This window comes from Paenibacillus sp. IHBB 3054 (assembly GCF_051594305.1).
In the GTDB taxonomy this organism is placed as follows: domain Bacteria; phylum Bacillota; class Bacilli; order Paenibacillales; family Paenibacillaceae; genus Paenibacillus_AQ.
In genome coordinates this window covers 285,981-312,161 of the sequence record NZ_JBOFBG010000003.1, presented here as the reverse complement: position 1 = coordinate 312,161, position 26,181 = coordinate 285,981, and the positions used below count along the sequence as shown (strand labels likewise).

Genomic DNA, 26,181 nt, shown 5'->3' with positions numbered 1-26,181 from the left:
TGAGTTTCCCTACATCCGTGTTAATGGACGAAGTTTTTCCTTTCCAACATCCTAATTAAGCGGATCGGAACGAGCGAGTGGTAGAGCAAGTCTATTTTCATTATATGTACTAATAATCAAATGATAATTCTATTGATTTCAGATTATCAAGCGTTTGGAAATATGAAAAGCCCCGCCGGTATTGATTGAGCTGGCGGGGCTTGATTTCATTCACAAACAGAACTAGGCTCATTGTAGACAGTAGGGTAGAGCTCCATCAATTTGCTTTCCATTTCACAGGCTTTAACTATAGTTTCCTCTAACTCGCTTGATGCAATATCATCGTCAAGGATAGATTCCATTAGATTTGTGTATTCCTCTGCTAAATCCTGATTTTTATCAATCTCGTTAATAGAATCCTCGTAGTCAGACCAAGCTTTGTCCAGTTCATCCCCCATATGAATCAGGTCTTGACGATCCCGTTCCTTTTTCGCGTCATAAAGAAGTTTCCCACCAATGCTTCCCCCAATTAATACGATTATAATAATCAATGTCCACCAATTCTTACTATTCATAGCTCCCCCTAAATCTGAGAATAAATTCAGAATCATTCTATCAGAATTGGGTAATATTTACTATGTGCTTTATAGAATTATCTGAGTTTAGAGCCTACATTAAATAACCCGTCAACCTTAAGTGGTGCGGGGATGTTGGACATTTGGGTAATAACTTTTATTCAGATGAGGAGGTATATAATGAATAGAACATTGATTGCAACAGTTACCAGCATTCTTCTGTCCGCCTCAATTCTCAGTGCATGCAGTAACAATGAAACAGTAAACGAGGCAGAGCCTACAGCGTCAAGTGTGGCGACTATGCCTGTTATTGAAGCTACAGCCACTCCTGAACCTTCTGCTACTCCCGCAACTATGGAGGCGCAAGAGTCCGCCAGTCCGGACGCTACTGATCCTCAGACATCCGAACGTCCGAGGACCCAGGCATTCGGTGAACAGGAGGGAGGGGTCTCAGGGCAAGAAGGTACACTTGAGCAAGGTGATGGATATTCGCTGTATGTCTTTGAGGATTTCACATTAGATGCACAGTCTGGTCGTTTATCACTCACTAAGGACCCCACCTATTATGCCGAAATTGAACACTTGCCATCTGGTTACGATCTCACCGCTCTGAAGCAACAGGGACAAACTGAGCTTTCCGCAATGGGTAAGGCTAACGATCATAGCGGGGAACTGTTTGAGCATCCACTGGGTTTTGCAGATTTATATCTGCAGGCTACCGGTGATAAGGGAATAGAGGATTATATGGTGTGGAAGAATCAAGCGGGGGAAGCTTTTCTTTTCCGGATACACAATCCTAAGGGTGAACTGTCGAATAAATTTGCTCCATGGGTAATGGTTTCACTGTCAACGCTTGAAAGCAATTAAGATTTGCCATAGCTTTTAAACAGAATTTAGAAGCATGCAAAAATAATCCCGCCGGGCTTCTGACGGGTTTATTTTTGTTTGTTTTGCTGCTGTGTACTCACTTACTTCAAAGGTTAGGATCTATTCAAAGATTACATAATCAGTACGCTTGATGAATTGCCCTTTGTTGTTGTCGTGTTTATCAATCGCAAACTTCGCTGGACCCGAACCGGCTTTTGTCTCCCATGAACCTATCTCTGGATCATGTTGCGTATTTTCTCCAAGATCCCTAGAGCAGATTTAGCGGGTTTATATCCATAGATCTAATTCTCCCTGTTTTCTCCATCTATATATCTATAGGCATTAAGTACGGGCAACGGCCATTATGGGCCAAACTCCTGGAATGAATTGAATAAAGCGAAACCAATAATCATGCAAAAAACACCAACAACCCTGATGAAAAGAAGTGTCATAGGGCTGGGGGTTCCGCGGCTGAATCTTCTCAATTCCCAGCCTACTTTCGGGAATACCGTGTAGAATGCACCGGCTATAATAAAAAAATAGGGACAATCTTAAACAAAATCATGAAATAGCCTCCTTGTAACCTGATCGATAAAGATACGCTTTTACACGAAATTAGTTCCAAAAAAATCCAGTGAAAAGCATCACTAAGGAGGCAAATAAGGGTGATCTGCATGACATTCAGGCAAAGTTGAGACGTCTGAGGGTTAACCAACCTCTTCTCATATATTCAACCATAAACGGTAGCTTGTGCTGTAGCCAGACCATTAAGACTGTAACCACCAGAATCTGCGAGTATTTGGATAACATGATGTCCAATACTTACATCTGTAAGGACAATGTTGTAGGTAATAACAGAATTGCTTGGATCAATAAAAATGGTTCCAATAGGATTACTGTCCATATTCACATTAATGGTAACGAGTGCACCAGTTTCACTGTCTGTAAGAACGCCGACAGTAGTTGAAACTTCCAAGAAGTTCGATGCCTGATTGACAAAAATCCCTAATTCAATCAGCAGTATAATGCTATAAGCAGGAATCGAAGCAGAACCGGCAAGATTAGACATAAGGCCTCTATTATAATTTAGCACTGTAGGCAACGTAATGCCCCTTCCTTGATTTTATATATATTTATTCTTTTAGTTACTACGATGTTTGGGAGATTAGAGCATTTATTTCTATTAGGAGGTTATTCAACCTCTGCTATAAAGGAAGCAGACCGATTCGAAGGCTGTTTTCATTAAAGATAGTGAGGGAATGGGAAGTACTAACGTATCAAATTTTGCTTAGCCTAGAAGAATTATAGCGCATAGTAAAGCCCTGCTACCATGACGGTCAGCAGGACGTTTTGTTTAATGAATGGAAGGGTGGTGATTGCCGGAAAACCGGAACATTAACTGTCAGCAAGCCCATGATGTATGTAAAGAAATTTAAAGCTCTATTGTAGCCAGATGAACTTGGTACGAAGAAGGAGCTAATGGTGGATCATTGGTGCATTCCCTTTCCCGGTTAAAGAGTTTTCGAACATATCAATAATCTCCAAGAATCTCTCTGCTTCACGGAAAACGTGATCCGCAAGCAGCGGGTGTATGATGCTTTTAATTCTGCATTGTTCGATTAAATCCCGGGCCGTTTTCTTAAAATCCCTTAGTGATTTCACTGATACTCTATTCTGATCAAGAAATTGGTTTAAGATAGGGCCGGTTTGCGATTGAGGTCTCATGGATTCAATATCTCTAGCCTGAAATAATAATTGATCAAAATCTTGACTGAATTCTCGGGCCTGCTCGACAAGTTTACGTTCTGAAGGATCTAATAGATGGCCTATGAATTTGGCATGGTCGGCCATAATTCTTAAGAAAAATACATTTTCATCAATAATAGCATCATATAATGGTTCTAATTTGCCTTGGTTTAGCTCTTCCAGCCGATTTCTAAAATAATTGGCTTCTCTACTTACATGATCCACTAAAAGTGGAAAATTCGTTTGCCCAGGGAGCTTGCAAGATAGAATCAAGCCAAGGACTTTTCTTTTGAACGCCCAAATGTGACATACTACCGTATGAACCTCCTGATTAAATTGATGAATCGTTGCAGGATCTGCATCAAGGGAGAAAGCATGCACCCGTCTCTCGATGTCTTCGAAAATCCGGTAAAAGTGGTTGGCTTCTTTAATTAGAATAGTATCTTCCGCCCGGAACCCCAATCCTAGAAACAAGGAATGTTCTTTCATAATTCTTGACCAAAAGCTGACCTCTTCCAGTGACCGAGCGACAAACATGTCAGACATAATATCCCTCCTTATCATCTTTATAGACCTTATGCTTGTTAAGCTTGGGTGGATGCCTAATTATTTATCTTCAAAAGCCGAAAAGACTCCGACCTCTATAGGCGGAGATGAGTCGGCGGTTTTCAACTAATCAGCGAACATACGTGCTATACTGTAAGAAAATACTATAAAAGGGGGTGTCGCACATGATCGTTCATCAAGCCTATAAATACCGCATCTACCCGAATACCGAGCAACAGCAACTCATTCGTCGAATGTTTGGCTGTTGCCGTTTTGTGTTCAATCATTTCCTGGAAGAGTGGAACCAAACCTATGCCGAGACAGGAAAGGGTTTGTCATATCAGACCTGTGCGACACAGCTCCCTGTCCTAAAAACACAATATGACTGGCTCAAAGAAGTCGATAGTATTGCTTTACAGTCCGCCGTTCGGCATGTGGCAGATAGCTTTGACCGCTTTTTCAAAAAGCAAAATCAAGCGCCTCGCTTCAAAAGCCGGAAGCATCCAGTACAGAGCTACACCACGAAATTCACGAACGGAAATATCGCCATTGAAGGCAACCGATTGAAGCTTCCCAAGCTCGGCTGGATGCGTTTCGCCAACTCTCGGAAGCTGGAGGGTCGTATACTGTCCGCTACGGTACGGCAAAACGCCAGCGATAAGTATTTTGTCTCCCTGGTTTGCGAGGTCGCAAAGACCCCACTCCCACAAGCAGATGCACATATCGGCATTGACTTGGGGCTAAAGGAATACGCTGTGTGCTCCAACGGCGAGCATTTTGCCAACCCCAGGTTTTACCATCAATACGAGAAAAAGCTTGCGCTGTGGCAGCGGCGTTTGGCAAGACGAACACCAGGGGGCTCCAACTGGAAGAAAGCCAAGCAACACATTGCTCGTATTCACGAACACATTGCAAATTCTCGGAACGATTTTCTCCACAAGATGACAACGAAGCTGATCCGTGAGTGCCAAACGATCAGCATCGAACAGCTGCGTGTGGCGAATATGATTCAAAATCCCAAACTCTCCAAGTCCATCGCTGATGCGTCCTGGGGCGAATGGGTGCGTCAACTGACGTATAAAGCATCCTGGTATGGACGAACTCTCCGGGTTGCCGACACCTTCGAGCCGACCAGTCAGCAGTGCCACGTATGCGGCACGATCCATCCCGAAGTGAAAAACCTCTCGATTCGAGAATGGACATGTGTAGCTTGCGGAACACACCATGATCGGGATGAAAATGCGGCTCATAATATCAAACAGGTAGCGGTATAGCTATTACCTATAAAAATAAAACGTAGAACTGTGAGAACGCAGGGATCGCTTGCCCATAAGAGGAGGTTGCTCCTCTGTTCGCAAGAATCCACCCCTTCAAGCGTCAGCTAAGTGGTGGAGATTCAATTTGTTGGTAATTATCTCTAAGACAATCCTGCTGTAAGCTTTAAAACGCTTTACTCTAATATAGTCTCCGCCAGCACTCATGCTGGCGGATTTTTTGCTTGCGATTGAATTTTCAAACCCAAAAAGCCCTTGATCCGGGTCATTGCTGCGATTCTTCGCTATGCTTCTTTAATTAACTCCTTATAGTCGTTGCGGACGTTGCCCACTGCGGGTGAGACGGGATAAGCCCGCATATGCTCTGCATCATAAGGCCGCAATAGCTTCATCAGAGTGGGGACGTCATGATTGTGCCGGTCAAGCCACGCTGTCTCGGCTTCAGAGGTGAGGATAACCGGCATGCGGTCATGAATCTCAGCCATCAGGCTGTTGGATTCTGTAGTAATAATTGTGCAGGTGCTGAGCTTGTTGCCGCTCTGATCCATCCAAATATCGTACAAGCCGGCCATGGAAAAAAGCTTCCCGTCACGCAGCGTAATTCTCAGCGGCTGTTTGCCGCCTTCCTGCGGCTTCCAGTCGTAGAAGCCGTCCGCAGGAATCACGCAGCGGCGCGAGCTCACCAGGTTTTTGAAGGATGCTTTTTCCAGAAGGGATTCTGCACGGGCATTGATCATTTTGCTGCCGCTTTTGTCATCCTTGGCCCGGGACGGGACCAGCCCCCAGCGCAATTCCCCAAGCTTATTATGCTTGCCATTATGAATAACTGCCGGGATATACTGCATCGGGGCCGCGTTATATTTTGGGGCATAGTGGACAATGGTGGTGTCATTCGTAAAATAACGCAGCATCAACTCATCCATGGTTACGGTAATGGTGTATCTTCCGCACATGCTGATTTAGCCTCCCGGTTCATTTATGATGTGGTCTGAGGTTGTTTACAGTGCTGTAGACCTCATGCTATGCTCGGAGTATTTCATATTATTATAAATGAAGAAACGGATGATAGCGAAACGAAGGAGAGGATTCCGCATGATTATTGTAAGCTCCTGTCTCGCAGGAATGAAAGTAAGATACAACGGTACGGATTGTCTCGATACGAGCCTTCAAAAGCTGCTGGATACCAACAAGGCAGTTGCTGTATGTCCAGAATTGCTTGGCGGATTCTCGACACCAAGGGAACCGGCGGAAATTATCGGCGGCGGCGGGGAGGATGTGCTGGAGGGGACGGCTAGGGTAATGGACCGGTCAGGAAATGATGTAACCGAAATGTACCTCAAAGGGGCCTATGAAACGCTGGAGAAAGCCCGGGAGATCGGAGCCACCACCGTAGTACTCAAAGAAAACAGCCCTTCTTGCGGCAGTGCGATGATCTATAACGGACAATTTGCCGGTGTGAAAATTCCCGGGCAAGGTGTAACGTCCGCTCTGCTAATAAGAAACGGTATTGAAGTGATTTCTGAGCAGCAGCTCTCCGCCAGGCTGGAAGCTTTGGAACGTGCTGGAAAGTGAGTGGCTTAGCGGAAATTCCCACTAACAGACCCCTAAAGGTTGTTACAATATTGTGTTTATTCTCAGGTGGTAAAAGGCGACATTCAGCAGTATAATCGAGTAGTCCTGTAAGAAAATCCTGAATTTCAAGAAGCGGAGAATTTAGTCATGAAACCCATCTATTTGGACCACGCCGCCTCAACCCCGGTTCATCCGGAGGTGGCCAAGGTTATGTACAATATGCTGCTTGAACAATACGGCAATGCGTCCAGTGTGCACACGTTCGGACGTTCCGCCAAAAAGATTGTGAACGGGGCACGCGATACCATCGCGGGCTTTTTAGGCTGTGCTCCCGACGAATGGGTATTCACCAGCGGAGGCACGGAGAGCGATAATCTGGCGCTGTTTGGAGCTGCAGCTGCTACCACGGAGAAGGGCAAACATATCATCACCACAGCAATTGAGCATCATGCCGTTCAACATACCTGCGAAGAACTGGAGAAGCAGGGCTATGATGTTACCTATCTTCCGGTTGATTCGACAGGCCTCGTCTCGCTTTCAGATGTGGCAGCCGCTTTGCGAGATGATACGGTATTGATCAGTGTGATGTTTGCGAATAATGAGGTAGGAACAGTAGAACCTATAGAAGAGATTGGCCGTCTCGCTGCTGAACGGGGCATTTTGTTCCACGTCGATGCTGTACAGGCTCTCGGGATGATTCCCATCACACTTCGTGAGCTTCCCGTTGATTATATGAGCTTTTCCGCCCATAAAATAAACGGCCCGCAGGGCATCGGTGGATTGTACGTACGGCGCGGTGCACCGCTGCATTCCAGACAGCACGGAGGACTCCAGGAGCGCGGCAGACGGGCGGGAACGGAGAGTCTGGCTAGCACAGCAGGTTTTGCCAAAGCGGTGGAACTGGCGGTGCAAGGGCTTCACGGGCGGCAGGATAAAGCGCTTGAGCTGCGGAATGTGCTGCTGCAGGAGCTGAACAGCCGTATCGGGCGGCAGAACTATGTGATTAACGGAAACGAGCAGCATTTTTTGCCTGGAATTCTGAATGTAAGTTTTCCGGGAGCCCGGACTGATGTGATGCTGATGAACCTTGATATGGAGCGGATTGCTGCTGCCAGCGGCTCAGCCTGCACCTCTGGTTCACTGGAGGTTTCCCATGTTCTGCAAGCGATGAATCTTCCGGAAGAAGTTTTGGACTCAGCGATTCGTTTTAGCACAGGTTTGGGTAATACTAATGAAGAAATAAAGCTTGTTGCAGAAAAAGTTGAAACCATCCTGAGACGGCTGCGTAGTGTAGACTAGGATTTTTTTCGGTCTCGTATCCGTTTCGGTAGCACACTCAAAGCGAGGGGACTTAAGCAGCCATGAAACTTCAAGATATGATCGGCCTGGCTGTATATGAAGTTGAAGAAGGTAATGAAATCGGCAAAATTGTCGATGTTGTACTGGATTCAAACTGGAATATTACGGGTATTGAACTGGAAAGTAAATCTTTTTTTTCCAGTCATGTGAAAGTTGTGGCATGGGAAGATATTGTCGCTTATGGCGAAGATGCTGTCATGATTCGCAGTAAAGAGTCGATACTAAAGGCCGACACTGACCATATACCATATACTTTTCTTTTAGGAAAGAAGAAATTGAAGGATTTGCAGGTACTGACTGCATCCGGAACGATACTTGGACGAATATCCGATGTTTATTTTGACCAGAAGTTGGGAAACACAATAGTAGCGCTGGAAATCAGTGACGGGCTTGTAACTGATTTGATCGAAGGCCGCAAATGGCTGCCTTGTTCTGAAGAAATGTCCATTGGGGAGGATTCCGTACTGGTTCCCGCGATGAGCGAAGAACGGCTCCAAAAAGCCATTAATATTGTTAACGGATAGGTGGAATGTATTATATGAAGTGTCCAAACTGCAACTCCAAGGATATCGGCAAGATCGGTTCCCACCAGTTCTATTGCTGGGGCTGTTTCATCGAACTTACGGTTAACGGCGAGAAAATGTCGGTTTATCAGGTTGAAGAAGACGGCACGCTCAGTTCGCTTGACGATCTGTTCTCCGGGGAAGAAATTGCCCAGGATTTCCCCCAAATCCATGCATCCTCCTGATTATAAGTCCTCGCACTGGCTAGCAGCGGGTACATATGCTTAAAAACAAGCGTCAGTTTCCTTTCAGCGTCAATTTTGCTGGGGGTTATTGGCGCTTTTTTTGTTGCGCTTTACGTTCAGCGGTTATTTTGCGGCAGGCATACATATACTTATTTACGAAGCCAGTCCAGTAATACCGCTAGGGGGTACACTCATGGAGCAATGGTCCCAAAGTAAATGGTTCCGCTGGATGATCGGAGTGCTGCTCACCCTGATCATTTTGTATTTTGTGTGGCAACTTCGTCCGATGCTGCAGGGGATATTCCAGTTTCTAAAAGCGATTCTTGCGCCGTTTCTGGCGGCCATGATCATTTCTTATGTACTGAATCCGGTGGTCAGTATGCTGGCGGGACGGAAGATGCCGCGCAGCGTTGCCGTTCTTCTCATCTACGCCGTATTCCTGACTTCAATTGCGGTCATTGCCATCAATCTCATACCGATGTTTATCGAGCAGCTTGAGGAGCTGAACGAACATCTGCCGGAGATGACACTGCATGCGCAAGGTCTCATGAAGAATATGAATTCCCGGCTGATCCCGCCCGGTGTTGAGATGGGGATGAACAATTGGTTTTTTCAGCTGGAGGAACGTCTGGCAAAAGGAATATCACATTTTCTCGACAATATCGGGACAACGATAGGTGTACTGTTCAATGCATTTATCGTTCCGTTTCTCGTGTTCTACATTCTCAAGGACTTTGATGTGTTTGAGCGGACCGTGGTTTCCTGCCTGCCCCGCTCGCGCCGCAAATCGATTGTGAAGCTGCTCAAGGATATTGATGAAGCGCTGGGCAACTATATCCGCGGACAGTTCCTCGTCTGTATTATTATCGGCGTGCTGGCATATATCGGTTATGCCATCATCGGGATGCCTTACGCGCTGCTGTTTGCCTGTGTAGTCGCTGTGTTCAACATCGTTCCGTACATGGGCCCGTTCCTGGGGGCGGCTCCGGCCATTGTGATGGCCTCAACCCTGTCCCTGCGCCTTGTCCTGCTGGTAGCAGTAGTGAATACGCTATGCCAGATGCTGGAGAGCAATGTGATCTCGCCCCAGGTGGTCGGACGGAGGCTGCATCTGCATCCGCTGCTGATTATTTTTGCCCTGCTGGTTGGCGGAGAGGTGGCCGGAATGATTGGTCTTATTCTGGCGGTGCCGTGTTTTGCGGCCGGAAAAGTCGTAATCCAGCACTTAATGGCTTATTATATTAAGCGAAAGCCGGTGTAATCAGTAAAACCATTGACTATATTCAGAGCTTTTGGTTATAATGTTGTGTAATATTACGATTATGTTGTGATGAATAGCAGTTCGATGAAGAGGAGTATTAACTCACGCGACGTTATAGCAGAGAGCCGGTGCATTGGTGCAAGCCGGTTAACGGAACGGAATGAACTCACCTCCGAGTAACGGCGCAAGCCGCAGGTTTCGCAGGGCAGATGCTGCGAAAGGCCAGTGTGTGAACCGTCGTCGCCTCACCTCCGTTAAAGGGTGTCAAAGTGAGTGGCAGAATAAAGCATGTTCAGCCGCTAACTAGGGTGGTACCACGGGAATTCAAACCTCTCGTCCCTAGCGATCATACGCTAGGGATGGGAGGTTTTTTTGCGGAGTTGGGCTATGCCCCGGTAAACAACAAGTCTGCCTGAGACGATCGAAGGCAGACATCGCCCAGCGGAGCAGCGAGTCCTGAGCTGGTTCTTGGACTTTGCTGCCCGTCAGGCAAAACAGATGGGATTTTTAAGAGTTACAGGGAAACAGAACGGAGAAAAATTTTGGAGCTGGAGCAACGTCAGTGGCCGCCTTTATACTCGGATTTCAACCGCTTAGTGTGAGATCAGAAATCCGAGTATAACAGCGGGCGGAAGCCCAAAACTTTTTTGCAGCGGAGTTTTATTCCCTGAATTCTTTTAAGAACAGCAGGTTTAACTAAGTAAGCAACACTCCAAGGAGGAGCATAAGATGAGCGAAAACAAAGTGAGCACCCCAGCTGGGGCCGGCTACCGCGCCCAGAGCATCGAACCCAAATGGCAGAAGTTCTGGGATGAGAACAAAACGTTTAAGACAGGTGAGGATTCAAGTAAACCGAAATTTTACGCCCTGGATATGTTTCCGTATCCTTCAGGCGCAGGGCTGCACGTAGGCCACCCGGAAGGTTACACGGCGACGGATATTGTCTCCCGCTACAAGCGGATGCGCGGTTATAACGTGCTGCATCCAATGGGCTGGGATGCCTTTGGACTTCCGGCAGAGCAGTATGCGATGGATACCGGACAACATCCGCGTGACATCACTTTCAAGAACATTGACAATTTCCGCCGCCAGATCAAATCGCTGGGCTTCTCCTATGACTGGGACCGCGAGATCAGCACAACCGATCCGGGCTATTACAAATGGACACAATGGATCTTCATCCAGCTGTACAACCGCGGCCTGGCATATGTAGCTGAGGTATCGGTGAACTGGTGCGAAGCTTTGGGTACGGTGCTGGCCAACGAAGAGGTTATCGACGGCAAAAGCGAGCGCGGTGGTCATCCCGTCGTCCGCAGACCGATGCGCCAGTGGATTCTGAAAATTACAGAATACGCCGAACGCCTGCTGGAGGATTTGGAAGAGCTGGATTGGGAAGAAAGCATCAAGGATATGCAGCGCAACTGGATCGGCAAATCAACCGGAGCGGAAGTCAATTTCGCGATTGATGGACATGATGCAGCATTGACTGTGTTCACAACCCGTCCGGATACCTTGTTCGGCGCAAGCTACTGTGTGCTGGCACCAGAGCATAAACTGGTTGATGCTATCACGACAGAAGCTCAGCGTGCTGCGGTCGCGGAATACCGCGACAAAGCTGCCCGCAAGAGCGATCTGGAGCGTACGGATTTGGCCAAGGAGAAGAGTGGCGTATTCACCGGCGCTTACGCTATTAACCCGGTCAACGGAGCACAAGTGCCGATCTGGATCGCCGATTATGTGCTGGCCGGTTACGGGACCGGAGCTATTATGGCGGTTCCGGGACATGATACCCGCGACTGGGAATTCGCCAAGCAATTTGGCTTGAACATCGTCGAAGTAGTACAGGGCGGTAATGTGGAAGAAGAAGCCTATGGTGGCGATGGCCCGCATGTGAATTCCGATTTCCTGAATGGTCTGGATAACAGCGAAGCCATCGTGAAGATGATTGCCTGGCTGGAGGAAAAGGGCAGCGGCCAAGGCAAGGTAACCTACCGCCTGCGTGACTGGCTGTTCAGCCGCCAGCGCTACTGGGGTGAGCCGATTCCGATTCTTCATTTGGAAGATGGCACGATGAAGACTGTTCCTGTGGATCAGCTGCCGCTGGTGCTGCCTGATGTGGACGCGATCAAACCTTCGGGTACGGGCGAATCCCCGCTGGCCAACGTCACCGAGTGGGTGGAAACCATTGATCCGGAAACCGGGATGAAAGCCCGCCGCGAGACGAACACAATGCCGCAATGGGCCGGCAGCTGCTGGTATTACCTGCGCTATATTGATCCGCATAATGACAAGGAACTGTGTTCGCCGGAGAAGCAAAAGGAATGGCTGCCGGTTGATCTGTACATTGGCGGAGCTGAACATGCAGTGCTTCACCTGCTGTATGCCCGTTTCTGGCATAAAGTATTGTATGATATCGGTGTAGTGGATACCAAGGAACCGTTCCACAAGCTGGTGAACCAGGGCATGATCCTGGGCAACAACAACGAAAAAATGAGCAAATCACGCGGCAATGTCATCAACCCGGATGAAATTGTGGAAGCTTTTGGCGCAGATACACTCCGTGTCTATGAAATGTTCATGGGGCCGCTGGAAGCAACCAAGCCTTGGAATGAAAAAGGTGTGGAAGGCATTCACCGCTTCCTCTCCCGCGTATGGCGCCTGTTCGTGAACGAGGACGGCAGCCTCAGTGCCAAGATTTCCGAGGATGGCGGTACAGACGAGTTCAAACGCACCTGGCACAAGACACTGAAGAAGGTTACCGAGGACTTCGAGAATCTGCGCTTCAATACGGCGATCAGCCAGCTGATGATCTTCATCAACGATGCCTATAAGCAGGACAGCTTGTCCCGTGAATCGGCAGAGCATTTCGTACAAATGCTGTCGCCGCTGGCACCGCATATTTCCGAGGAGCTCTGGCAGCTGCTGGGCCACGAAGGCAGCATCAGCTATGTATCATGGCCAGCTTATGATGAAGCTTTGACGGTGGATGCAGAAGTGGAGATCGTTGTACAGGTTAACGGCAAGATTGTGGGGCGTGCACAGATCCCGCAGGATATGGGGCAGGAAGACATGCAGAACCATGCACTGGCTCTTCCTGGTGTGAAGGCGGCTGTAGAGGGCAAAACCGTACGCAAGATTATTGCGGTTCCCGGAAAGCTTGTAAATATTGTAGTGGGTTAAGCGAAGAACGCATTTTTACCCGCAGCTACGGATTATTCCGTGCTGCGGGTTTTTTGTTAAGGATTCAAAATTCATGGATGTTCCAATGCAGCTCGCAGGCCCGCTTTTTCTCAAGCCGTTCAGGCTTCTAGCGATCCAAAGGGCCTTGCACAATACCGTCCCGGCCGAAGAGTGAATTAAGCCTGTCGACATCCTCATCGTATTTGTCATGCGTTGTGGTAATCAGCCGCTCGAATACGCCTTCCAGACTGCTGCGCAGATGATTCAAGGCTTCTGCTGTAATGCCTCCGCGGACAGCGACACGTTCCTGCAGCTCCTGCGGGGTGAAGTCTGCTTCTGTCAGCAGCTTGCCTGTCCCTAGCAGCATTTCCCCGGCCAGACGGCTGACCAAGGCTTCTTCAATGCCTGTGGCTTCCACCGCTGCGGCGATCCAGCGTTCGATGAAATAGCTGATAAATGCAGGGCCGCAGCTGGAGAAATCCGAAGCAATTCGGGTATGGCTCTCCAGGATTTCCGCCGGAACACTGATGAAAGACAGCAGCCTCAGGAGCAACAGCCTGTCTTTTTTATTAATTCTGCTGCCGAAAATGCATAGTGAAGTTCCGCTTTTGACACTGTGGGTGATGCTGGGGATGACCTTGGCTATTTTGGACGGCAGAACCGATTCCAGATGGTACAGCTGGACCGGACTGGTAATTGATACGACAATCTGCTCGCTATTCAGACAGGGTGCAATTTCATCCGTCAGCGTTTTGAATTCCAAAGGTTTGACACATAAAAATACAATGTCGCTGCCAGTCGCGGTATCCCTGTTGCTCCCGCATATGGTGATGCCAGGGTGGCGCTTCTGAAGCTGAATCAGCCGGGTTGAACTGCGGTTGCTGGCCAGCACGTCGCATGCATCAAGTGCTCCTGAAGAAAGAAAGGCGTCGATGAGCAGACTGCCCATGCTGCCTGTTCCGATAAATCCCACTTTCATTCTGTGGTTACCTCCTTTCCCTGAGTTGCTGGGCTTGCAGGAATACTCTTCGTTAAATGTATGCAGCGTACACTTGGACACATGACAGGTTTCGCCCGCATTTTTGAATAAAATTCCAGAAGTTGCGTCATATTTGGTTTTGCATAAGGATTGCATAAATAATCAGGGCAAATTGTAGAGGAGGACAGGTTCTTGAATAAGAGAATGATAGTCAATGGTATCGTAGCAGTATTGCTGGGCGGAGGGCTGGTCTGGGCTGCGGATCGGGAAGAAGACAGCGGCATCTCCGGGTGGGAGACGATGGATACCTCTATGGCGCTGGCGGTTGGCGGAGCGAATGCAGAGGAACCACTCCCTGCTGGAAAGAGCGGCAAGTCAGCTGCGCTGCAGGGTGAGGTCAGTAAAGAGGGGATTGAAGTAAACGGAGGAGCCAAAAAAGCCGGAGCAGCAACACAGGCTGGTAATACTGCGGTTACTGGAGCCGGGGCGGACAGCGGTCCAAATGCTGCTGACCCCGCTGGAGGAGCCGCATCTCAGGATAATGGCGGGACAAGAGGGGGCAAGGCGGCAGCAACGGCGGGCACACAAACAGCTGGGACCACTGCAGTGGCAGGCGGAGAGGGTATCCCATCGGCACAAGGCGCAGCTTCCACGGCACAAGCTAACGAGAAGACGGAAGGGAAAATCAATGTAAACACCGCCGAAGCTGCTGAGCTAATGGATTTGCCGGGAATCGGCGCGAAGAAGGCGCAGGCGATTATTGATTACCGCAGCAGCAAAGGGGCTTTCCGCAGCCTGTCTGAACTGGGTGAGGTGAAGGGGATTGGGCCAAAGATGCTGGAGAAGCTTGAGCCTCTGGTAGTATTTTAAAACGGGCGATGACGTTCCTGGAGTTGAGGAGACTGTTCTCCTAGTGAAAGCAAGCTGCAATATGCTACAATAGTGAACAACTATTGTAGAGAAAGCGGAGATTACTGATGAGTGTGGCCTATCGCAAAAACTGGGATACATATTTTATGGATATTGCCTGCATGGTTTCTACGCGTTCGCGTTGCAACCGCCGCCATGTCGGTGCTGTGCTGGTGCAGGGCAAGAAGCTGCTGGGTACCGCGTATAACGGAGCTCCCATGGGAGTTCCTGACTGCTCGGAGGCGGGCTGCATGGTCTCCGAGCAATATGAGCGGGAGATTGTAGACGGTGTGGAAACGATGGTGAAGAAGCAGCGCTGCATCCGCACGATTCATGCCGAGCAGAATCTGCTGCTGTTCACCGACCGGAGCGACCGGGAAGGAAGTACGGTCTACGTCACCGATGAGCCTTGCTGGACCTGCGCCAACATGCTGGCCAACAGCGGTATTGTGGAGATTGTCTATTTGCGCCCATACCGCAAGGATATGGAGAAGGTAGAAAATATGCTGACTACCAAAGGGATCATATTCCGTCAGCTGGAGAATTATGAGCCACCGGCAGAAACGATGATCACTGTCTCGGAGTAACAGAATCCATGCGAAATTAAATGAGTAAAGGGGAAGAACCTCTGTATGCGCGGATGTACGCGTATATTGGGGTTCTTTTTGTTGTCCGGTTAGTTCAGAAGGAGGGAAAGAAATGAAGGGAAGGCCGTTGTTAGGTTTTACAGTCTGCTGGGTCACAGGAAGTGCGGCAGCCTGCCTGTTCTTGGGCTACAAGCTGCTGATTCTGTGGGCAGGTTGTCTGCTGCTGCTCGCGATCTATGCGGCCTGCGGGAGATTGGGCTGGAAGCAGCTTGCTGTATTCGCAATATCGCTTGCTGTCGCCGCCCTGTATTGGGAGTGGAATGAAGGCCGGAATGTCAGTCAGCTGCCAGAAGCGCTTGCAGCGCAACCGGCAGAGCTGGAGGAGAGTAATGTGGAAGCCAAAGGCATGATTGTGTCTCCTGTGGAACGGGACGGGGACCGGGTGGATTTTACGCTGAAGCTGTCACAGATACGGAGCAATACAACCGGACAGACTGCCGCACAGATAGAGGGGGAGCTTGTCGCTGTTCAGATCAAGCTCCAAGCTGAAGCGGAGATTGCCGTGGCCGCCAATTGGGCGAGAGGAGACCGGGTGGTGCTGACGGGTGAACTGGTACTGCCGGCGGAGGCGCGTAATTTTGGAGGCTTCAATTACCGTGCTTATCTGCATACCCAAAAAATTCACTGGCTCCTGAAAGGAAGCGGGGCCGGAAGCGTGGAGGCTACACCTCCAGAGTCTTGGGGAGTTTCAACCCTGCTGCGCTGGAATGATGCGGCGCGTCTTGTGCTTGGAGATGAAATGGACCGCTTGTTCCAGGACCGGCATTCGGGATATATGAAAGGGCTGGTGATCGGAATCCAGGACGATCTGGACCCGGAGACCTTCCGGCAGTTCTCACAGCTGGGATTGACCCATATTCTGGCGATATCAGGCATGCATGTGGCGGTGTATGTCGCAGTGCTTTTATTTATCCTCAGGCATTGCCGGGTAACAAGAGAAACGGCGCTGACTGTCACGCTACTTCTGGTTCCTGTATATGTGCTGTTATCCGGGGCAGGGCCGTCAATTGTGCGGGCGGGACTGATGGGCATGATCGCGCTCCTTGCCGCGCGGCTTGGGATGCTCAAGGACGGACTGAATATTCTAGCCGCTTCGGCACTCATTATGCTGGTCTGGAACCCGTATTTGCTGCTGAGTGTCAGCTTTCAGCTGTCATTTCTGGTGACAGCAGGTTTGATGGTCTATGTGCCGCTTGCCAATCCTTTGATGAGGCGTCTGCCGAGCTGGCTGGGAAGTTCCATATCGGTAACCCTGATCGCCCAGCTGGTTTCCTTTCCCCTGACGATTTATTACTTTAACCAGTTTTCGCTGCTGTCCTTTGCTGCAAATCTGGTGCTGGTGCCCTTCATCACTTTTTTGGTACTGCCGCTGGGAACATTGGCTCTCCTGCTGGGCTGGTTCTGGGAAGCTGGTGCAGGTGTGGTCGCAGATGCTGCCGAACTGCTGAATAATGCCACTTTTGGAGCGGTGGAATGGGTTAACGGATTCTCCGGCGGGGTGCTGATCTGGCGCTCACCTTCACTGCTGTGGATTTGCGGCTATTACCTCCTGCTGTACGGGCTGCTGTACGCCTTGAAACAGCGGGCAGGGGCACATGCACGGGAGATTCCGCAATATATGGAGGATGAAACCAGGCCGCTGGCCGAACTGGCCCCGGAAGGCAACGGCAAGGGCAAAGGAAGAAGCCGGGAAAGCGATGCCCTAGCGCTATCCTTCCAGCCCCGGGGTCGAATGGGACTGGCCGGATCTGCGGTTCTGACATGTGCTGCCGGGCTGTTGCTGCTGCTCTACAGGGGCTACCATGCAGTGAGTCTTGAGGGAGCGGGAGCCATCAGTTATCTGGATGTCGGGCAAGGTGACAGCATCCTGATAACAACCCCCGGCGGGGCGCATATTCTTGTCGACGGAGGAGGGACGTTGAGCTTTGGGAACAAGGAGGAATGGCGCATCCGCCGTGATCCCTTTGAGGTTGGAGTGAAGACATTGCTCCCGTTGCTGAAGCAGCGCGGTATCCACCGCCTGGACGCCGTTATTTTGACGCATGGTGATCAGGATCATGCCGGGGGACTGCAGGCAGTGCTGGCGGGAATGCCCGTGTCGGCTGTTCTGTTCAATGGCACGCTGGCTGAGCGTGAGCCTTACAGGAAGCTGATGAGGACCGCTATTGCGAAGAAGGCCCGGCTGTACGCTGTGCAGCAGGGGCTGACGCTGGCTCCGGATGATCAGACGAAGCTGTTTTTTCTGTGGCCGGAGCCGCAGCAAACTGATGGGCAGTCCGTACTTCCGGCAGTGGAAGACCAGAACCATGAATCAGTGGTGTTTCGTCTGGAGATGAACGGACACAATTTTTTGTTTACCGGAGATATGGATAAAGCGTCGGAGCAGGCGGTAATTCTGGCAGCAGAACAGAGTGGACTAGATAGCGGTGCAAAGATTGATGTACTGAAGGTTGCCCACCACGGAAGCAAGACCGCGACCGGAGCCGAATGGCTGGAATTCTGGAGGCCGGCTTTTGCTGTGATATCAGCAGGCGTCAATAATTCGTACGGGCATCCGAACGGCGACGTATTGCAACGTTTGGCGGAATCGAATACTGCGGTATACCGGACTGATTTGCATGGGGAAATTCAATTGAAGGTGCAACAGGAGGGGATTGCAGTTCGCCATAAGCTTAGGGCAGCTCAAGAGGAACAGCAAACATTGGAGAAGGAGAAACGATGATTTTCCTGACTTTAAGGGGGGCTTATAAAGGGATAAAGGCAAACGGCGGCAAATTATTAATTTTAGAGGAAAATGATGGAACCATTTGCGCGCTGGAGAGTCTTATTGGGCGAGAGGTGATAACAAAGATGCACAGCGAGAAATTGCCCTATGCCGTGGCGTATGCACCGTCAATGACGCTGCGGGAAATGATGGAGAGTTATGGCTCCGATGTCTGGCACTATGCTTTTTTTCTGACAGGCAGCCGTGAGCAGGCGGATGATATCAGTCAGGAGGTCTTCTTGAAAGCCTATCGAAATATAGGCAAATATCGTGGCCATTCGACGCTGAAGACCTGGCTGCTGACCATCACCCGAAATACGGCATTCAGCTGGAGAAGGAACAGCTTCTGGCGAAGGTTCATTCCGCTGGGCGAGCAGCATACTCCAGGCCAGGCGCGTTCTGCGGAAAAGGAAGCGATGGGCAACCAGTATGTCAGCCGGATTTGGGAGATTGTTATGGAATTGCCCGATAAGCACAGAGAGGTGCTGGTGCTTGATATCCAGCAGGGGCTGTCGATTGCTGAAATGTCCAGAATGCTTGGTATAGCGGAGGGGACGGTCAAATCCCGCTTGGCCCGGGCCAGAGAGAAAGTAAGAACGGCGATAAAGGAGGAAGAACTGTGAAAAATCAGCACTCAGATAAAGAGGGAAATGTCATGTTCGGGGCGCAGGACTGGTACGCCAAGGCCGGGCGCATTCCCTTTCATGATGACGGATTCACACCGGAGCTGATGGCCCGGATACAGCAGGCCGCCGACGATCAGCCTGCGGGCAAGCGGATTTTTCGTTCCGGAAAAAGCTTTGCCATGGCGGGATTGGCTGCAATCCTGCTGCTCGGGGTATTGGTTTGGCCGTTCAGCGAATCGGGTGCGGGGAGATACATGGATCAAGTGTCCTCTCTGTTCAGCAGCAGCACAACTGCCGAATTGCCGCCATCAGCTGTAGTTTCAGCTTCTCCTTCAGCAGATACACAGGCATTGAATCCGCCTATAGGCTCTGCAGAGTTTGAAATTGGTGGTCAGAAGTATTACATGCCCCTGCCGCTGGACCGGAACAAAACACTGGCTTATGCAGCCGAAACATCGCAGGGAATCATTTGGTCACCGCCACCGCCAATGGTGAACTACATGAAGCCGAAGTACAAGCACAACACGGAGCCGTACAGCCTCTATTTGACACCCAAAGGCCACGCGGAGTTGTCGGCTGAGACAGCCCAAAGAATATACACTTTCCCGCTCTACGCCGGTGGTGCGCAGTCGTATTATGAATTGGCCGGAATCTATGGAGCCGGAGACTATATCCTGATGATGAACAGCACATACACAGTAGGTGAGCCGAGGCTGCGTTCCGAGGCTAAGTTGTCTGTGATTAATGTCAAAGAGACCGCTGACGGGGGAACTCCAGTGCCTTGGGATCTAATGACCTTGAAAAAAGAACCTGCTGAGTACAAATCTTTTATCGCTGTCAATCCGCAGGAGGAAGAGCTGCTGCAAGTGTATTATGTTGAAGACGGAAAGGGAGGTTATACTGCCCACAATAAGCTTTATGATATCGAGACAGGCAAGGTGCAGATTCTGGAAGGCACCATCAGCATGGATGAACAAGTTACAGATACCAAAATAAACACATCGTTTATGGATAGCAACATCAATACGTTAAAGAAGAGATGGATATTGACCACTCATTATGAAGTGCAGGGCGAGAAACGGTCAACGGAAGTCACCTTGGTGTTTGGAGAGCATTGGTTATTTGATTGACGGGAACAAGAATATGGGATAAACATGGATCCCATGAAATGAAAATTTACCTTCTTCATCTTTCTGCTCTGATCGATTACTAGATAATTTACTAAAAAAAAGCTATACTTTTTGATAATATCAGAAAGTACGGCTTTTTTTGCTGCTGCTCTCTGACTGTTCGTGAATAACAAGTATTTTTTCTATAAGGAAGAGTGGAGCGGAAAAGATGAAGAAGCTGACAATTGAGGATGTTGCCCAAAAGGCGGGAGTGTCGAAAAGCACGGTCTCGCAATTTTTGAATAAACGGTTTAAATATATGAGCGAGGCGACCAAAAACCGGATTGCTGCCGTCATTGAAGAGCTGAATTATCAGCCGAACGGCCTGGCCCGCAGCCTGAAGCAGAATCGCACGTTTATGGTCGGTGTCATTGTGGCAAATATAGATTATTCGCTGTCGATACAATGCATCAGGGCAATTGAGAATGAGCTGCAGCGCCACGGGATACAAGTCATTATCTGTAATGCCGACGAGAATGCCGATAAGGAAAATACTTACGTGGAGACACTGGTGGCCCGCCAGGTGGACGGCCTCATCATCTTCCCGACAGGAGACAATCCTTCCGCCTATACCCGGCTTATTGAAGCCCATTACCCGCTCGTATTTATGGACCGGCTGGTGGAAGGAGTCACTACGCAAAGCCTGCTGCTGGATAACGAAATGGCGGTGAAGACCGCAGTCAAGGAGCTGGTTCGGCATGGCCATGAGGCGATAGCCCTGCTCTCGCTGCCGCTCGGAGAGCATGCCATTACGCCGCGCAGGGAACGGATGAGCGGCTTCAGGAAGGCGATGGAGGATGCCGGGCTGGCGCTGAACGAACAGTATATGCGCAGCGTCCCAAGGGAAGAAATCGCTTCGGCACTGGATGCGCTGCTCGCTCTGCCGCAGCCGCCGACAGCGCTGCTTGCAGCCAATGACCTTGTGCTTGGGGAAATTCTCAAGTACGCTAACCGCCACTCCATTGCCATTCCCGGCCGGTTGTCCGTCATCGGCATTGACGATGCCGAGTTTGCCCGGATTTATAACCCGGATATCACGACCATCCGGCAGCCGGCCTATGAGATGGGGATGCAGGCAGCCAAAATCATGCTGTCTTTAATTGAGAACGAGGATACTTCCGTTCCGATCACCTACCGGTTTCCTCCCGCACTCCAGCAGGGGCAGTCCGTACAGGCCCCGGCTAAATAAAACGGTTTATAAAGCATTGTTAATCACAATCTGATCTGTGCAGCCTCACAATGAAAAGCCCTACACAGTCCCTTTAAAACTGTGTAGGGCTTTTCATTCAGTTATTTTTACAGTCAGTGGGTATTTGCCTAATTACACGCTGGCGTTCATAAACTTTTCCAGCCCGTCCCGTGTAGGCAGTCCGTCCATATCACCTGGCGACATTACAGCCAAAGCGCCGATGGCATTGCCTCGCTTCACTGCTTCCCCTATCGGCAGCTGCTCCAGCAGCGCGCTGATTACGCCGACGGCGAAGCCGTCACCTGCACCTACGGTATCAACAACCTTTTCTACCTTAAAGCCATCGACATAACCTTCTTCTCCACCGGAGGTTTTGTAATATGCGCCTTCAGGTCCCAGCTTGATCACGACCAGGGATACGCCCCGGTCCAGGTAGTAGCCGGCAATATCCTCCGGTGTGTCCAGTCCGGTCAGAATCTTGCCTTCCCCAAGTCCTGGCAGGAACCAGTCACAACGTGTCGCCAAGTCGTTGATCGTACTAACCATAGTCTCCTTGTCCGGCCATAACGTGGGGCGCAGGTTGGGGTCAAGAGAGACGGTTTTTCCGCTCTTTTTCATAAATTCCATGGCATGCAGGGAGAACTCATGACAGGTCTTTGAAAGTGCAGAAGAGATGCTGGTGACATGAAGGTGACCGGCGGAAGCGAAATATTCTTCATTGAAGTCGGCCAGACTAAGCTTGGAGGCTGCGGAATTTTTGCGGAAATACTCCACCTTCGGATCACCGGCCAGTACCTTGGATTTGATTAGCATGCCGGTCGGGAATTCCTTGGTGTACGTAATACTCTTCGTATCAATCCCCTCTTTCTCCAGCGCCAAGGCAATGAACTGGCCGAAGTTGTCTTCACCAAGCTTGGTGACATAGCCGGTCTTGTGTTCCAGGCGCGACAACCCGGTCGCCACATTGCTCTCTGCCCCGGCGAGCGCCTTGGAGAATGAAGTGGCCTCATGCAGCGGTCCGGCCTCATTAGCATAAAACATCGCCATCGGTTCCCCGAATGTGACTGCGTTCAATGGTTTACTCATGGATAATTCCTCCTCAGGGTAATGATCTAAGCCCTGTATAAATGATTTGTAATTTGAAATTATCATATAAATCGGTTTTGTACAATAAGTTATTACGCTTTCATCGTAGCCTGTATAGATAATTTAATATTATATATTACATAAATCCTTTATTTATAAGCATTTTGTGACTGAGGCAAAGAATTAATTCGTTATTCACATAAATATATATTGACTGTAGACAGCATTGTTATTACTATTTTCATATAAGGTTTTGAGCTGATGTTAGTAAATTAGATAAATTAATTTATCTAAAGAAGTATTTCTTACATCCTATATTCGAATGAAGAAAGGGAGTTAACCGATGAAGAAAATAAAAGTATTACAAAACATCACATCCGTTGGCGTAGTTGCCGTTATCCGCGCGGACAATGCCGATGATGCTTACCGGATGTCTGTTGCCTGTATTGAGGGCGGATTGAACAACATTGAAGTAACCTTTACTACACCGGATGCCGATGTGGCGATTAAACGGCTGGTAGCCGATTTTGGAGGCCGTGCTGTGATTGGTGCAGGCACGGTGCTCGACCCGCTTACCGCAAGAATCGCTATTCTCGCAGGCTCGGAATTTGTGGTCAGCCCTTCCTTCGAAGAAGAGACGGCGAAGATGTGTAATCTATATGGGATTCCCTACATGCCGGGTTGCTTGACGCTGAATGAAATGAAGGAAGCGCTCAAGCTGGGTGTGGATGTTCTGAAGCTGTTCCCGGGCAGCGCTTTTGGACCGGATTATATAAAAGCGGTCAAAGGTCCGATGCCGCATGTCAACATCATGCCGACAGGCGGCGTGGATCTGAACAATATGGAGAAATGGATTGCAAACGGCTGCATCGCTGTAGGCATTGGCGGCAATCTTACCGCCCCCGCCAAGCATGGCCGCTATGATCAAATCACCGAGCTGGCTGCCCAGTATGTAGCCAAGTTCAAGGAGATCAAGGGCGTATAAACCTTGAAACCCAAATGGTACAAAACAGAAGCCGTTCGACCGGGTACTTGCCGGCCGGACGGCTTTTGTCGTTCTTTTCAAAGCTTCATTGTATAGAACAGGGACAAAAACAATAAACTGTAGAGTAGAGAGCGGCGTTATAATTTAGTTTGCCGGGAGTGAGTTGGATGTCTGCCTATAACAATAAGCTGCTAAGCCCAGCTACTGAGGATGACGCGCAGTATGTCTGTATTAAATGTAGCAAGCATGGCTGCAAGGTGACGGTGGGCCAGATTTACAGGCTGGAGCGAAACTACAACAACCCGCAGCTTTTTGTGGGCGGTGAAATCTATATTGTGGATGATGAGCAGAAAGACAACTATTCCATTTTAATGCTGTGCCAAACTGTCTTGTATAAATAGGATGTAATGATTGCCAAATACATAGCTTTAGCCGTCAGCCCCACTCCGTGGGGCTATTTTGTTTCAATTTTGTAACGAACTTCTATAAAAGAGTATTTGAAGATTCAGTGCTTCCCCTGTATGCTTAGTAAGGATTATAGACCGTTCCGGTGGAAGCTAAGGGCTGAAACGCTTGCGTCCGGAAAGACGTAATAAACAAAGTTTGGTATCCTAAAAATAATGATTACAGGCTTGCAACAAATCCGCAGTCTTGCGCGTCAGTAAGATTGCATAGAGAGGGGGAACCTTCGTGGTGGAGCAGGGACTCATCAGAGCCGCTCAAGCGGGCGATCGCGACGCTCTAATCACCCTATTGCGAGAAATTGAGGGACATGTATATAAAACAGCCTTCTATATTCTGCATAATGAACAGGACGCTCTGGATGCATCACAGGAGGCACTCATCAGAGTGTATACCAAAATTGGTTCATATGAAGAGAAGGCACAGTTCAAAACATGGGTTCAGCGGATCGTTACCAACATTTGCATCGACAAATTCAGGAGAACAAAACCTACAGTTTCAATTGATGAACACGAAATGGTGTTTCAGGACAATAAACATAATGTGGAGCGCGAAGTGATGTCCGCCTATTTGCAGGAGGATATCCGTGAAGCGATTGACCAGCTCCCTGAGCATCACCGCACCGTAATTGTACTGCGATATTTGCAGGATTTTTCTTACAACGAGATAGCAGACTGTTTGGATTTGCCTTTGAATACAGTGAAATCTTACCTGTTCCGGGCAAGGCAGCAGCTGCAGAATAGACTTCAGGAGTACCAGAAAGGTGGTGTATCAGGATGAAATGCGCGGAGGTGATGGAATGGATGCACCGCTATTTGGATCATGATCTCAGTCAGGACGAGATGATTGAAATGTTCCGTCATATTGATGATTGTTCTTCCTGCGCGGAAGTCTTTGACCGGCTGAAGATGCTCTCCCAGCAACTGGAGCAGCTGCCGGACGTGAAACCCCCATTCAGTCTGGTTGACTCAATCCTGCCTCAGCTTGATCAACTGGACCTAAATGTCCAGGGGAAAAGCGCAGACGCGGTAAGCCCTGAAGAAGATCCAAAGGTCGTGCCTTTTTCCCGCAAGAGCACCCATGGCAAAGCTTCCAAGGGAGCTTCCCTGGCAGCGCGGACAGGCATAGGAGCTGCTGCGGCAGCGGTTATCCTGCTCATTGCTATGTTTAATATGCCGGGCAGCATGCCGACGGCGGATGTGGAGCAATCGCTGCAACAGACAGCTGAGAACAACGCCGGCAATGATGCCCTGAGCATAATGTCCTCGGCAGCTATGGATTCCGCTGAGGAGGATGCTGCACCGGGTGAGAACAAGCAAGAGGTGAAGAACTCCGAGAAAGTGGATACTACTTCCGCTGGCGGGGGCCAGAATACCGGCGGCAGTGCCGCACCGGCAGAGACTGCTGCTGCTCCAACCGCAGAAGCAACGGATAAAGCTCCTGCCATGACCAAAAAGTCTGGATCAGATAAGCGGACTTCAAGCAGGAAAGGCACTACCGGAACAGCAACTCCGGCACCCGGGGCCGCGGATAGGGACTCCAAAAGCAGCAATAACATGGAATTGGACGAAGGCGGGGATCCGGCAGCAGCCGACAGCCTGGAGTCTCTGGATGCCTCCCATGAGCCCGGGGCGGGGGAAGATAGAAATATGGGCTTTTCTGCTCTCAAAGCCCAAGCTTCGTGGACCTCACCCGATGGTCTCTACACAGCTGAACTGGCCGAACAGCAGCTGGTAATTTATAAGCTTCCTTCAAACGGCCCAGAGCAGGAACGGACGGTCCTGACCTCACTTCCACTGGAAGGAGCGTGGGTTTCCGGTAACTGGTCGGCTGACGGACTGCAGTTCTCCTATGTGACCGAGCAGAACGGCGCTGAAGTAGCCAATGTATATACAGTTCCTGAAATCGGTGCCTCTGCCTCACCGGCAGCATCACCGGAGCCTACGCCGGTAGCTTCACCTGCTGTTACTCCGGACGCGGCAACGTCCAATAAATAATTGCAGAGTGGAACTTTTTGAGAGCTAGTGGAATATGCTATGGTAAGAGGACAGGAATTTCAGGATTTGCGAGTTTCATCGGTATGACCGTCGGAAGGGGAGTTTCTAGAGCTTTTCCTTCCGTCGTTTATATAGATGCGCCGCTGAAACGGAGCAACTTTGGTCAACGCTGCCGAAGTTGCTCCGTTTTTGCATGTCATGCTGCAGGAAGCTTGGACGGATAGAGGGAAAGACGCCTATGTTTATAGCTGCTTTTTTGTT

The 26,181-nt window shown here is 49.6% G+C and carries 24 protein-coding genes; 18 read left to right on the top strand and 6 right to left on the bottom strand.

Annotated features, from left to right (window positions below; translation table 11 throughout):
- Positions 1–206: 206 nt before the first annotated feature.
- Positions 207–554 carry a hypothetical protein gene (locus ACQ76X_RS06810; RefSeq protein ID WP_342480524.1) on the bottom strand — a complete coding sequence of 116 codons (348 nt, stop codon included), beginning with the start codon at positions 552–554 and terminating at the stop codon, positions 207–209.
- A 180-nt stretch (positions 555–734) separates the two neighbouring features.
- Here ACQ76X_RS06810 and ACQ76X_RS06805 point away from each other — a divergent pair, with 180 nt between their 5' ends.
- Positions 735–1,421 carry a hypothetical protein gene (locus tag ACQ76X_RS06805; protein WP_438492469.1) on the top strand — a complete coding sequence of 229 codons (687 nt, stop codon included), beginning with the start codon at positions 735–737 and terminating at the stop codon, positions 1,419–1,421.
- 730 nt (positions 1,422–2,151) lie between these two features.
- On the opposite strand, the gene ACQ76X_RS06800 is transcribed toward ACQ76X_RS06805, so the two are convergent.
- Both ACQ76X_RS06800 and ACQ76X_RS06795 read right to left on the bottom strand, forming a co-directional pair.
- Complete coding sequence (locus ACQ76X_RS06800) at positions 2,152–2,490, bottom strand: hypothetical protein (RefSeq protein ID WP_438492467.1); 339 nt, start codon at positions 2,488–2,490, stop codon at positions 2,152–2,154.
- A gap of 407 nt (positions 2,491–2,897) precedes the next feature.
- On the bottom strand, positions 2,898–3,713 hold the full coding sequence (locus tag ACQ76X_RS06795) for a DUF2935 domain-containing protein (protein WP_438492465.1): 816 nt from the start codon (positions 3,711–3,713) through the stop codon (positions 2,898–2,900).
- Between the two features lie 185 nt (positions 3,714–3,898).
- Here ACQ76X_RS06795 and tnpB point away from each other — a divergent pair, with 185 nt between their 5' ends.
- Entirely contained in the window at positions 3,899–4,987 is a 1,089-nt protein-coding gene (tnpB, locus tag ACQ76X_RS06790) for an IS200/IS605 family element RNA-guided endonuclease TnpB (protein ID WP_438492463.1), read from the top strand.
- 284 nt (positions 4,988–5,271) lie between these two features.
- Here the strand turns inward: tnpB and ACQ76X_RS06785 are convergent, their stop codons facing one another.
- Positions 5,272–5,940 (bottom strand): SOS response-associated peptidase, encoded by a 669-nt coding sequence (locus ACQ76X_RS06785; protein WP_438492462.1) that lies wholly within the window; start codon positions 5,938–5,940, stop codon positions 5,272–5,274.
- Between the two features lie 139 nt (positions 5,941–6,079).
- Here ACQ76X_RS06785 and ACQ76X_RS06780 point away from each other — a divergent pair, with 139 nt between their 5' ends.
- The 6 genes from ACQ76X_RS06780 to leuS all read left to right on the top strand — a co-directional run bounded on the left by ACQ76X_RS06780 (position 6,080) and on the right by leuS (position 13,107).
- The gene (locus tag ACQ76X_RS06780) at positions 6,080–6,559 is read left to right on the top strand and encodes a DUF523 domain-containing protein (RefSeq protein ID WP_438492460.1); all 480 of its coding nucleotides are present in this window, start codon (positions 6,080–6,082) and stop codon (positions 6,557–6,559) included.
- A gap of 147 nt (positions 6,560–6,706) precedes the next feature.
- On the top strand, positions 6,707–7,858 hold the full coding sequence (locus ACQ76X_RS06775; protein WP_438492458.1) for a cysteine desulfurase family protein: 1,152 nt from the start codon (positions 6,707–6,709) through the stop codon (positions 7,856–7,858).
- Between the two features lie 62 nt (positions 7,859–7,920).
- Entirely contained in the window at positions 7,921–8,442 is a 522-nt protein-coding gene (locus ACQ76X_RS06770; RefSeq protein ID WP_038595530.1) for a PRC-barrel domain-containing protein, read from the top strand.
- Between the two features lie 14 nt (positions 8,443–8,456).
- Complete coding sequence (locus ACQ76X_RS06765; protein WP_042179559.1) at positions 8,457–8,666, top strand: hypothetical protein; 210 nt, start codon at positions 8,457–8,459, stop codon at positions 8,664–8,666.
- 193 nt (positions 8,667–8,859) lie between these two features.
- Positions 8,860–9,927, top strand: coding sequence for an AI-2E family transporter (locus ACQ76X_RS06760; RefSeq protein ID WP_076109133.1), 1,068 nt, complete (start codon positions 8,860–8,862; stop codon positions 9,925–9,927).
- A 729-nt stretch (positions 9,928–10,656) separates the two neighbouring features.
- Positions 10,657–13,107 carry a leucine--tRNA ligase gene (gene leuS, locus ACQ76X_RS06755; RefSeq protein ID WP_438492455.1) on the top strand — a complete coding sequence of 817 codons (2,451 nt, stop codon included), beginning with the start codon at positions 10,657–10,659 and terminating at the stop codon, positions 13,105–13,107.
- 127 nt (positions 13,108–13,234) lie between these two features.
- Here the strand turns inward: leuS and comER are convergent, their stop codons facing one another.
- On the bottom strand, positions 13,235–14,086 hold the full coding sequence (gene comER, locus ACQ76X_RS06750; RefSeq protein WP_438492453.1) for a late competence protein ComER: 852 nt from the start codon (positions 14,084–14,086) through the stop codon (positions 13,235–13,237).
- 192 nt (positions 14,087–14,278) lie between these two features.
- Here comER and ACQ76X_RS06745 point away from each other — a divergent pair, with 192 nt between their 5' ends.
- From ACQ76X_RS06745 to ACQ76X_RS06720, 6 genes are all read left to right on the top strand, one after another.
- Entirely contained in the window at positions 14,279–14,956 is a 678-nt protein-coding gene (locus tag ACQ76X_RS06745) for a ComEA family DNA-binding protein (RefSeq protein ID WP_438492451.1), read from the top strand.
- Positions 14,957–15,063: 107 nt separating this feature from the next.
- Positions 15,064–15,582: a deoxycytidylate deaminase gene (locus ACQ76X_RS06740; protein WP_038595511.1), complete on the top strand. Its 519-nt coding sequence runs from the start codon at positions 15,064–15,066 to the stop codon at positions 15,580–15,582.
- 112 nt (positions 15,583–15,694) lie between these two features.
- The gene (locus ACQ76X_RS06735) at positions 15,695–18,364 is read left to right on the top strand and encodes a ComEC/Rec2 family competence protein (RefSeq protein WP_438492449.1); all 2,670 of its coding nucleotides are present in this window, start codon (positions 15,695–15,697) and stop codon (positions 18,362–18,364) included.
- Positions 18,365–18,492: 128 nt separating this feature from the next.
- Positions 18,493–19,029, top strand: a complete 537-nt coding sequence (locus tag ACQ76X_RS06730; RefSeq protein ID WP_438492447.1) for an RNA polymerase sigma factor — start codon at positions 18,493–18,495, stop codon at positions 19,027–19,029.
- Positions 19,026–20,162, top strand: coding sequence for a hypothetical protein (locus ACQ76X_RS06725; RefSeq protein ID WP_438492445.1), 1,137 nt, complete (start codon positions 19,026–19,028; stop codon positions 20,160–20,162). Before ACQ76X_RS06730 ends, ACQ76X_RS06725 begins: the two co-directional genes overlap by 4 nt.
- Positions 20,163–20,370: 208 nt before the next feature.
- Positions 20,371–21,390 (top strand): LacI family DNA-binding transcriptional regulator, encoded by a 1,020-nt coding sequence (locus ACQ76X_RS06720; RefSeq protein WP_438492443.1) that lies wholly within the window; start codon positions 20,371–20,373, stop codon positions 21,388–21,390.
- Positions 21,391–21,522: 132 nt separating this feature from the next.
- Here the strand turns inward: ACQ76X_RS06720 and ACQ76X_RS06715 are convergent, their stop codons facing one another.
- Positions 21,523–22,476, bottom strand: a complete 954-nt coding sequence (locus ACQ76X_RS06715) for a sugar kinase (RefSeq protein ID WP_438492441.1) — start codon at positions 22,474–22,476, stop codon at positions 21,523–21,525.
- A gap of 343 nt (positions 22,477–22,819) precedes the next feature.
- Between ACQ76X_RS06715 and ACQ76X_RS06710 the strand changes: the two genes are divergently transcribed.
- From ACQ76X_RS06710 to ACQ76X_RS06695, 4 genes are all read left to right on the top strand, one after another.
- Positions 22,820–23,461, top strand: a complete 642-nt coding sequence (locus ACQ76X_RS06710) for a bifunctional 2-keto-4-hydroxyglutarate aldolase/2-keto-3-deoxy-6-phosphogluconate aldolase (RefSeq protein ID WP_438492439.1) — start codon at positions 22,820–22,822, stop codon at positions 23,459–23,461.
- Between the two features lie 167 nt (positions 23,462–23,628).
- On the top strand, positions 23,629–23,862 hold the full coding sequence (locus tag ACQ76X_RS06705; RefSeq protein ID WP_438492437.1) for a hypothetical protein: 234 nt from the start codon (positions 23,629–23,631) through the stop codon (positions 23,860–23,862).
- A 289-nt stretch (positions 23,863–24,151) separates the two neighbouring features.
- Entirely contained in the window at positions 24,152–24,703 is a 552-nt protein-coding gene (locus tag ACQ76X_RS06700; RefSeq protein ID WP_038595503.1) for an RNA polymerase sigma factor, read from the top strand.
- A complete protein-coding gene (locus tag ACQ76X_RS06695) occupies positions 24,700–25,920 on the top strand; it encodes an anti-sigma factor family protein (RefSeq protein WP_438492436.1) in 1,221 nt (406 codons plus the stop codon). The genes ACQ76X_RS06700 and ACQ76X_RS06695 overlap by 4 nt, the downstream gene beginning before the upstream one ends.
- Positions 25,921–26,181: the final 261 nt, after the last annotated feature.

What these genes read in the sequence shown, in the direction of transcription:
- ACQ76X_RS06715 (WP_438492441.1), bottom strand. Translation starts at nt 22,476, where the DNA reads ATGAGTAAACCATTGAACGCAGTCACATTCGGGGAACCGATGGCGATG.
- ACQ76X_RS06795 (WP_438492465.1), bottom strand. Translation starts at nt 3,713, where the DNA reads ATGTCTGACATGTTTGTCGCTCGGTCACTGGAAGAGGTCAGCTTTTGG.
- ACQ76X_RS06800 (WP_438492467.1), bottom strand. Translation starts at nt 2,490, where the DNA reads ATGTCTAATCTTGCCGGTTCTGCTTCGATTCCTGCTTATAGCATTATA.
- ACQ76X_RS06810 (WP_342480524.1), bottom strand. Translation starts at nt 554, where the DNA reads ATGAATAGTAAGAATTGGTGGACATTGATTATTATAATCGTATTAATT.
- ACQ76X_RS06720 (WP_438492443.1), top strand. Translation starts at nt 20,371, where the DNA reads ATGAAGAAGCTGACAATTGAGGATGTTGCCCAAAAGGCGGGAGTGTCG.
- ACQ76X_RS06705 (WP_438492437.1), top strand. Translation starts at nt 23,629, where the DNA reads ATGTCTGCCTATAACAATAAGCTGCTAAGCCCAGCTACTGAGGATGAC.
- ACQ76X_RS06765 (WP_042179559.1), top strand. Translation starts at nt 8,457, where the DNA reads ATGAAGTGTCCAAACTGCAACTCCAAGGATATCGGCAAGATCGGTTCC.
- ACQ76X_RS06780 (WP_438492460.1), top strand. Translation starts at nt 6,080, where the DNA reads ATGATTATTGTAAGCTCCTGTCTCGCAGGAATGAAAGTAAGATACAAC.
- tnpB (WP_438492463.1), top strand. Translation starts at nt 3,899, where the DNA reads ATGATCGTTCATCAAGCCTATAAATACCGCATCTACCCGAATACCGAG.
- ACQ76X_RS06740 (WP_038595511.1), top strand. Translation starts at nt 15,064, where the DNA reads ATGAGTGTGGCCTATCGCAAAAACTGGGATACATATTTTATGGATATT.
- ACQ76X_RS06775 (WP_438492458.1), top strand. Translation starts at nt 6,707, where the DNA reads ATGAAACCCATCTATTTGGACCACGCCGCCTCAACCCCGGTTCATCCG.
- ACQ76X_RS06760 (WP_076109133.1), top strand. Translation starts at nt 8,860, where the DNA reads ATGGAGCAATGGTCCCAAAGTAAATGGTTCCGCTGGATGATCGGAGTG.
- ACQ76X_RS06785 (WP_438492462.1), bottom strand. Translation starts at nt 5,940, where the DNA reads ATGTGCGGAAGATACACCATTACCGTAACCATGGATGAGTTGATGCTG.
- ACQ76X_RS06735 (WP_438492449.1), top strand. Translation starts at nt 15,695, where the DNA reads ATGAAGGGAAGGCCGTTGTTAGGTTTTACAGTCTGCTGGGTCACAGGA.
- ACQ76X_RS06695 (WP_438492436.1), top strand. Translation starts at nt 24,700, where the DNA reads ATGAAATGCGCGGAGGTGATGGAATGGATGCACCGCTATTTGGATCAT.
- leuS (WP_438492455.1), top strand. Translation starts at nt 10,657, where the DNA reads ATGAGCGAAAACAAAGTGAGCACCCCAGCTGGGGCCGGCTACCGCGCC.
- ACQ76X_RS06770 (WP_038595530.1), top strand. Translation starts at nt 7,921, where the DNA reads ATGAAACTTCAAGATATGATCGGCCTGGCTGTATATGAAGTTGAAGAA.
- comER (WP_438492453.1), bottom strand. Translation starts at nt 14,086, where the DNA reads ATGAAAGTGGGATTTATCGGAACAGGCAGCATGGGCAGTCTGCTCATC.
- ACQ76X_RS06730 (WP_438492447.1), top strand. Translation starts at nt 18,493, where the DNA reads ATGCACAGCGAGAAATTGCCCTATGCCGTGGCGTATGCACCGTCAATG.
- ACQ76X_RS06710 (WP_438492439.1), top strand. Translation starts at nt 22,820, where the DNA reads ATGAAGAAAATAAAAGTATTACAAAACATCACATCCGTTGGCGTAGTT.
- ACQ76X_RS06805 (WP_438492469.1), top strand. Translation starts at nt 735, where the DNA reads ATGAATAGAACATTGATTGCAACAGTTACCAGCATTCTTCTGTCCGCC.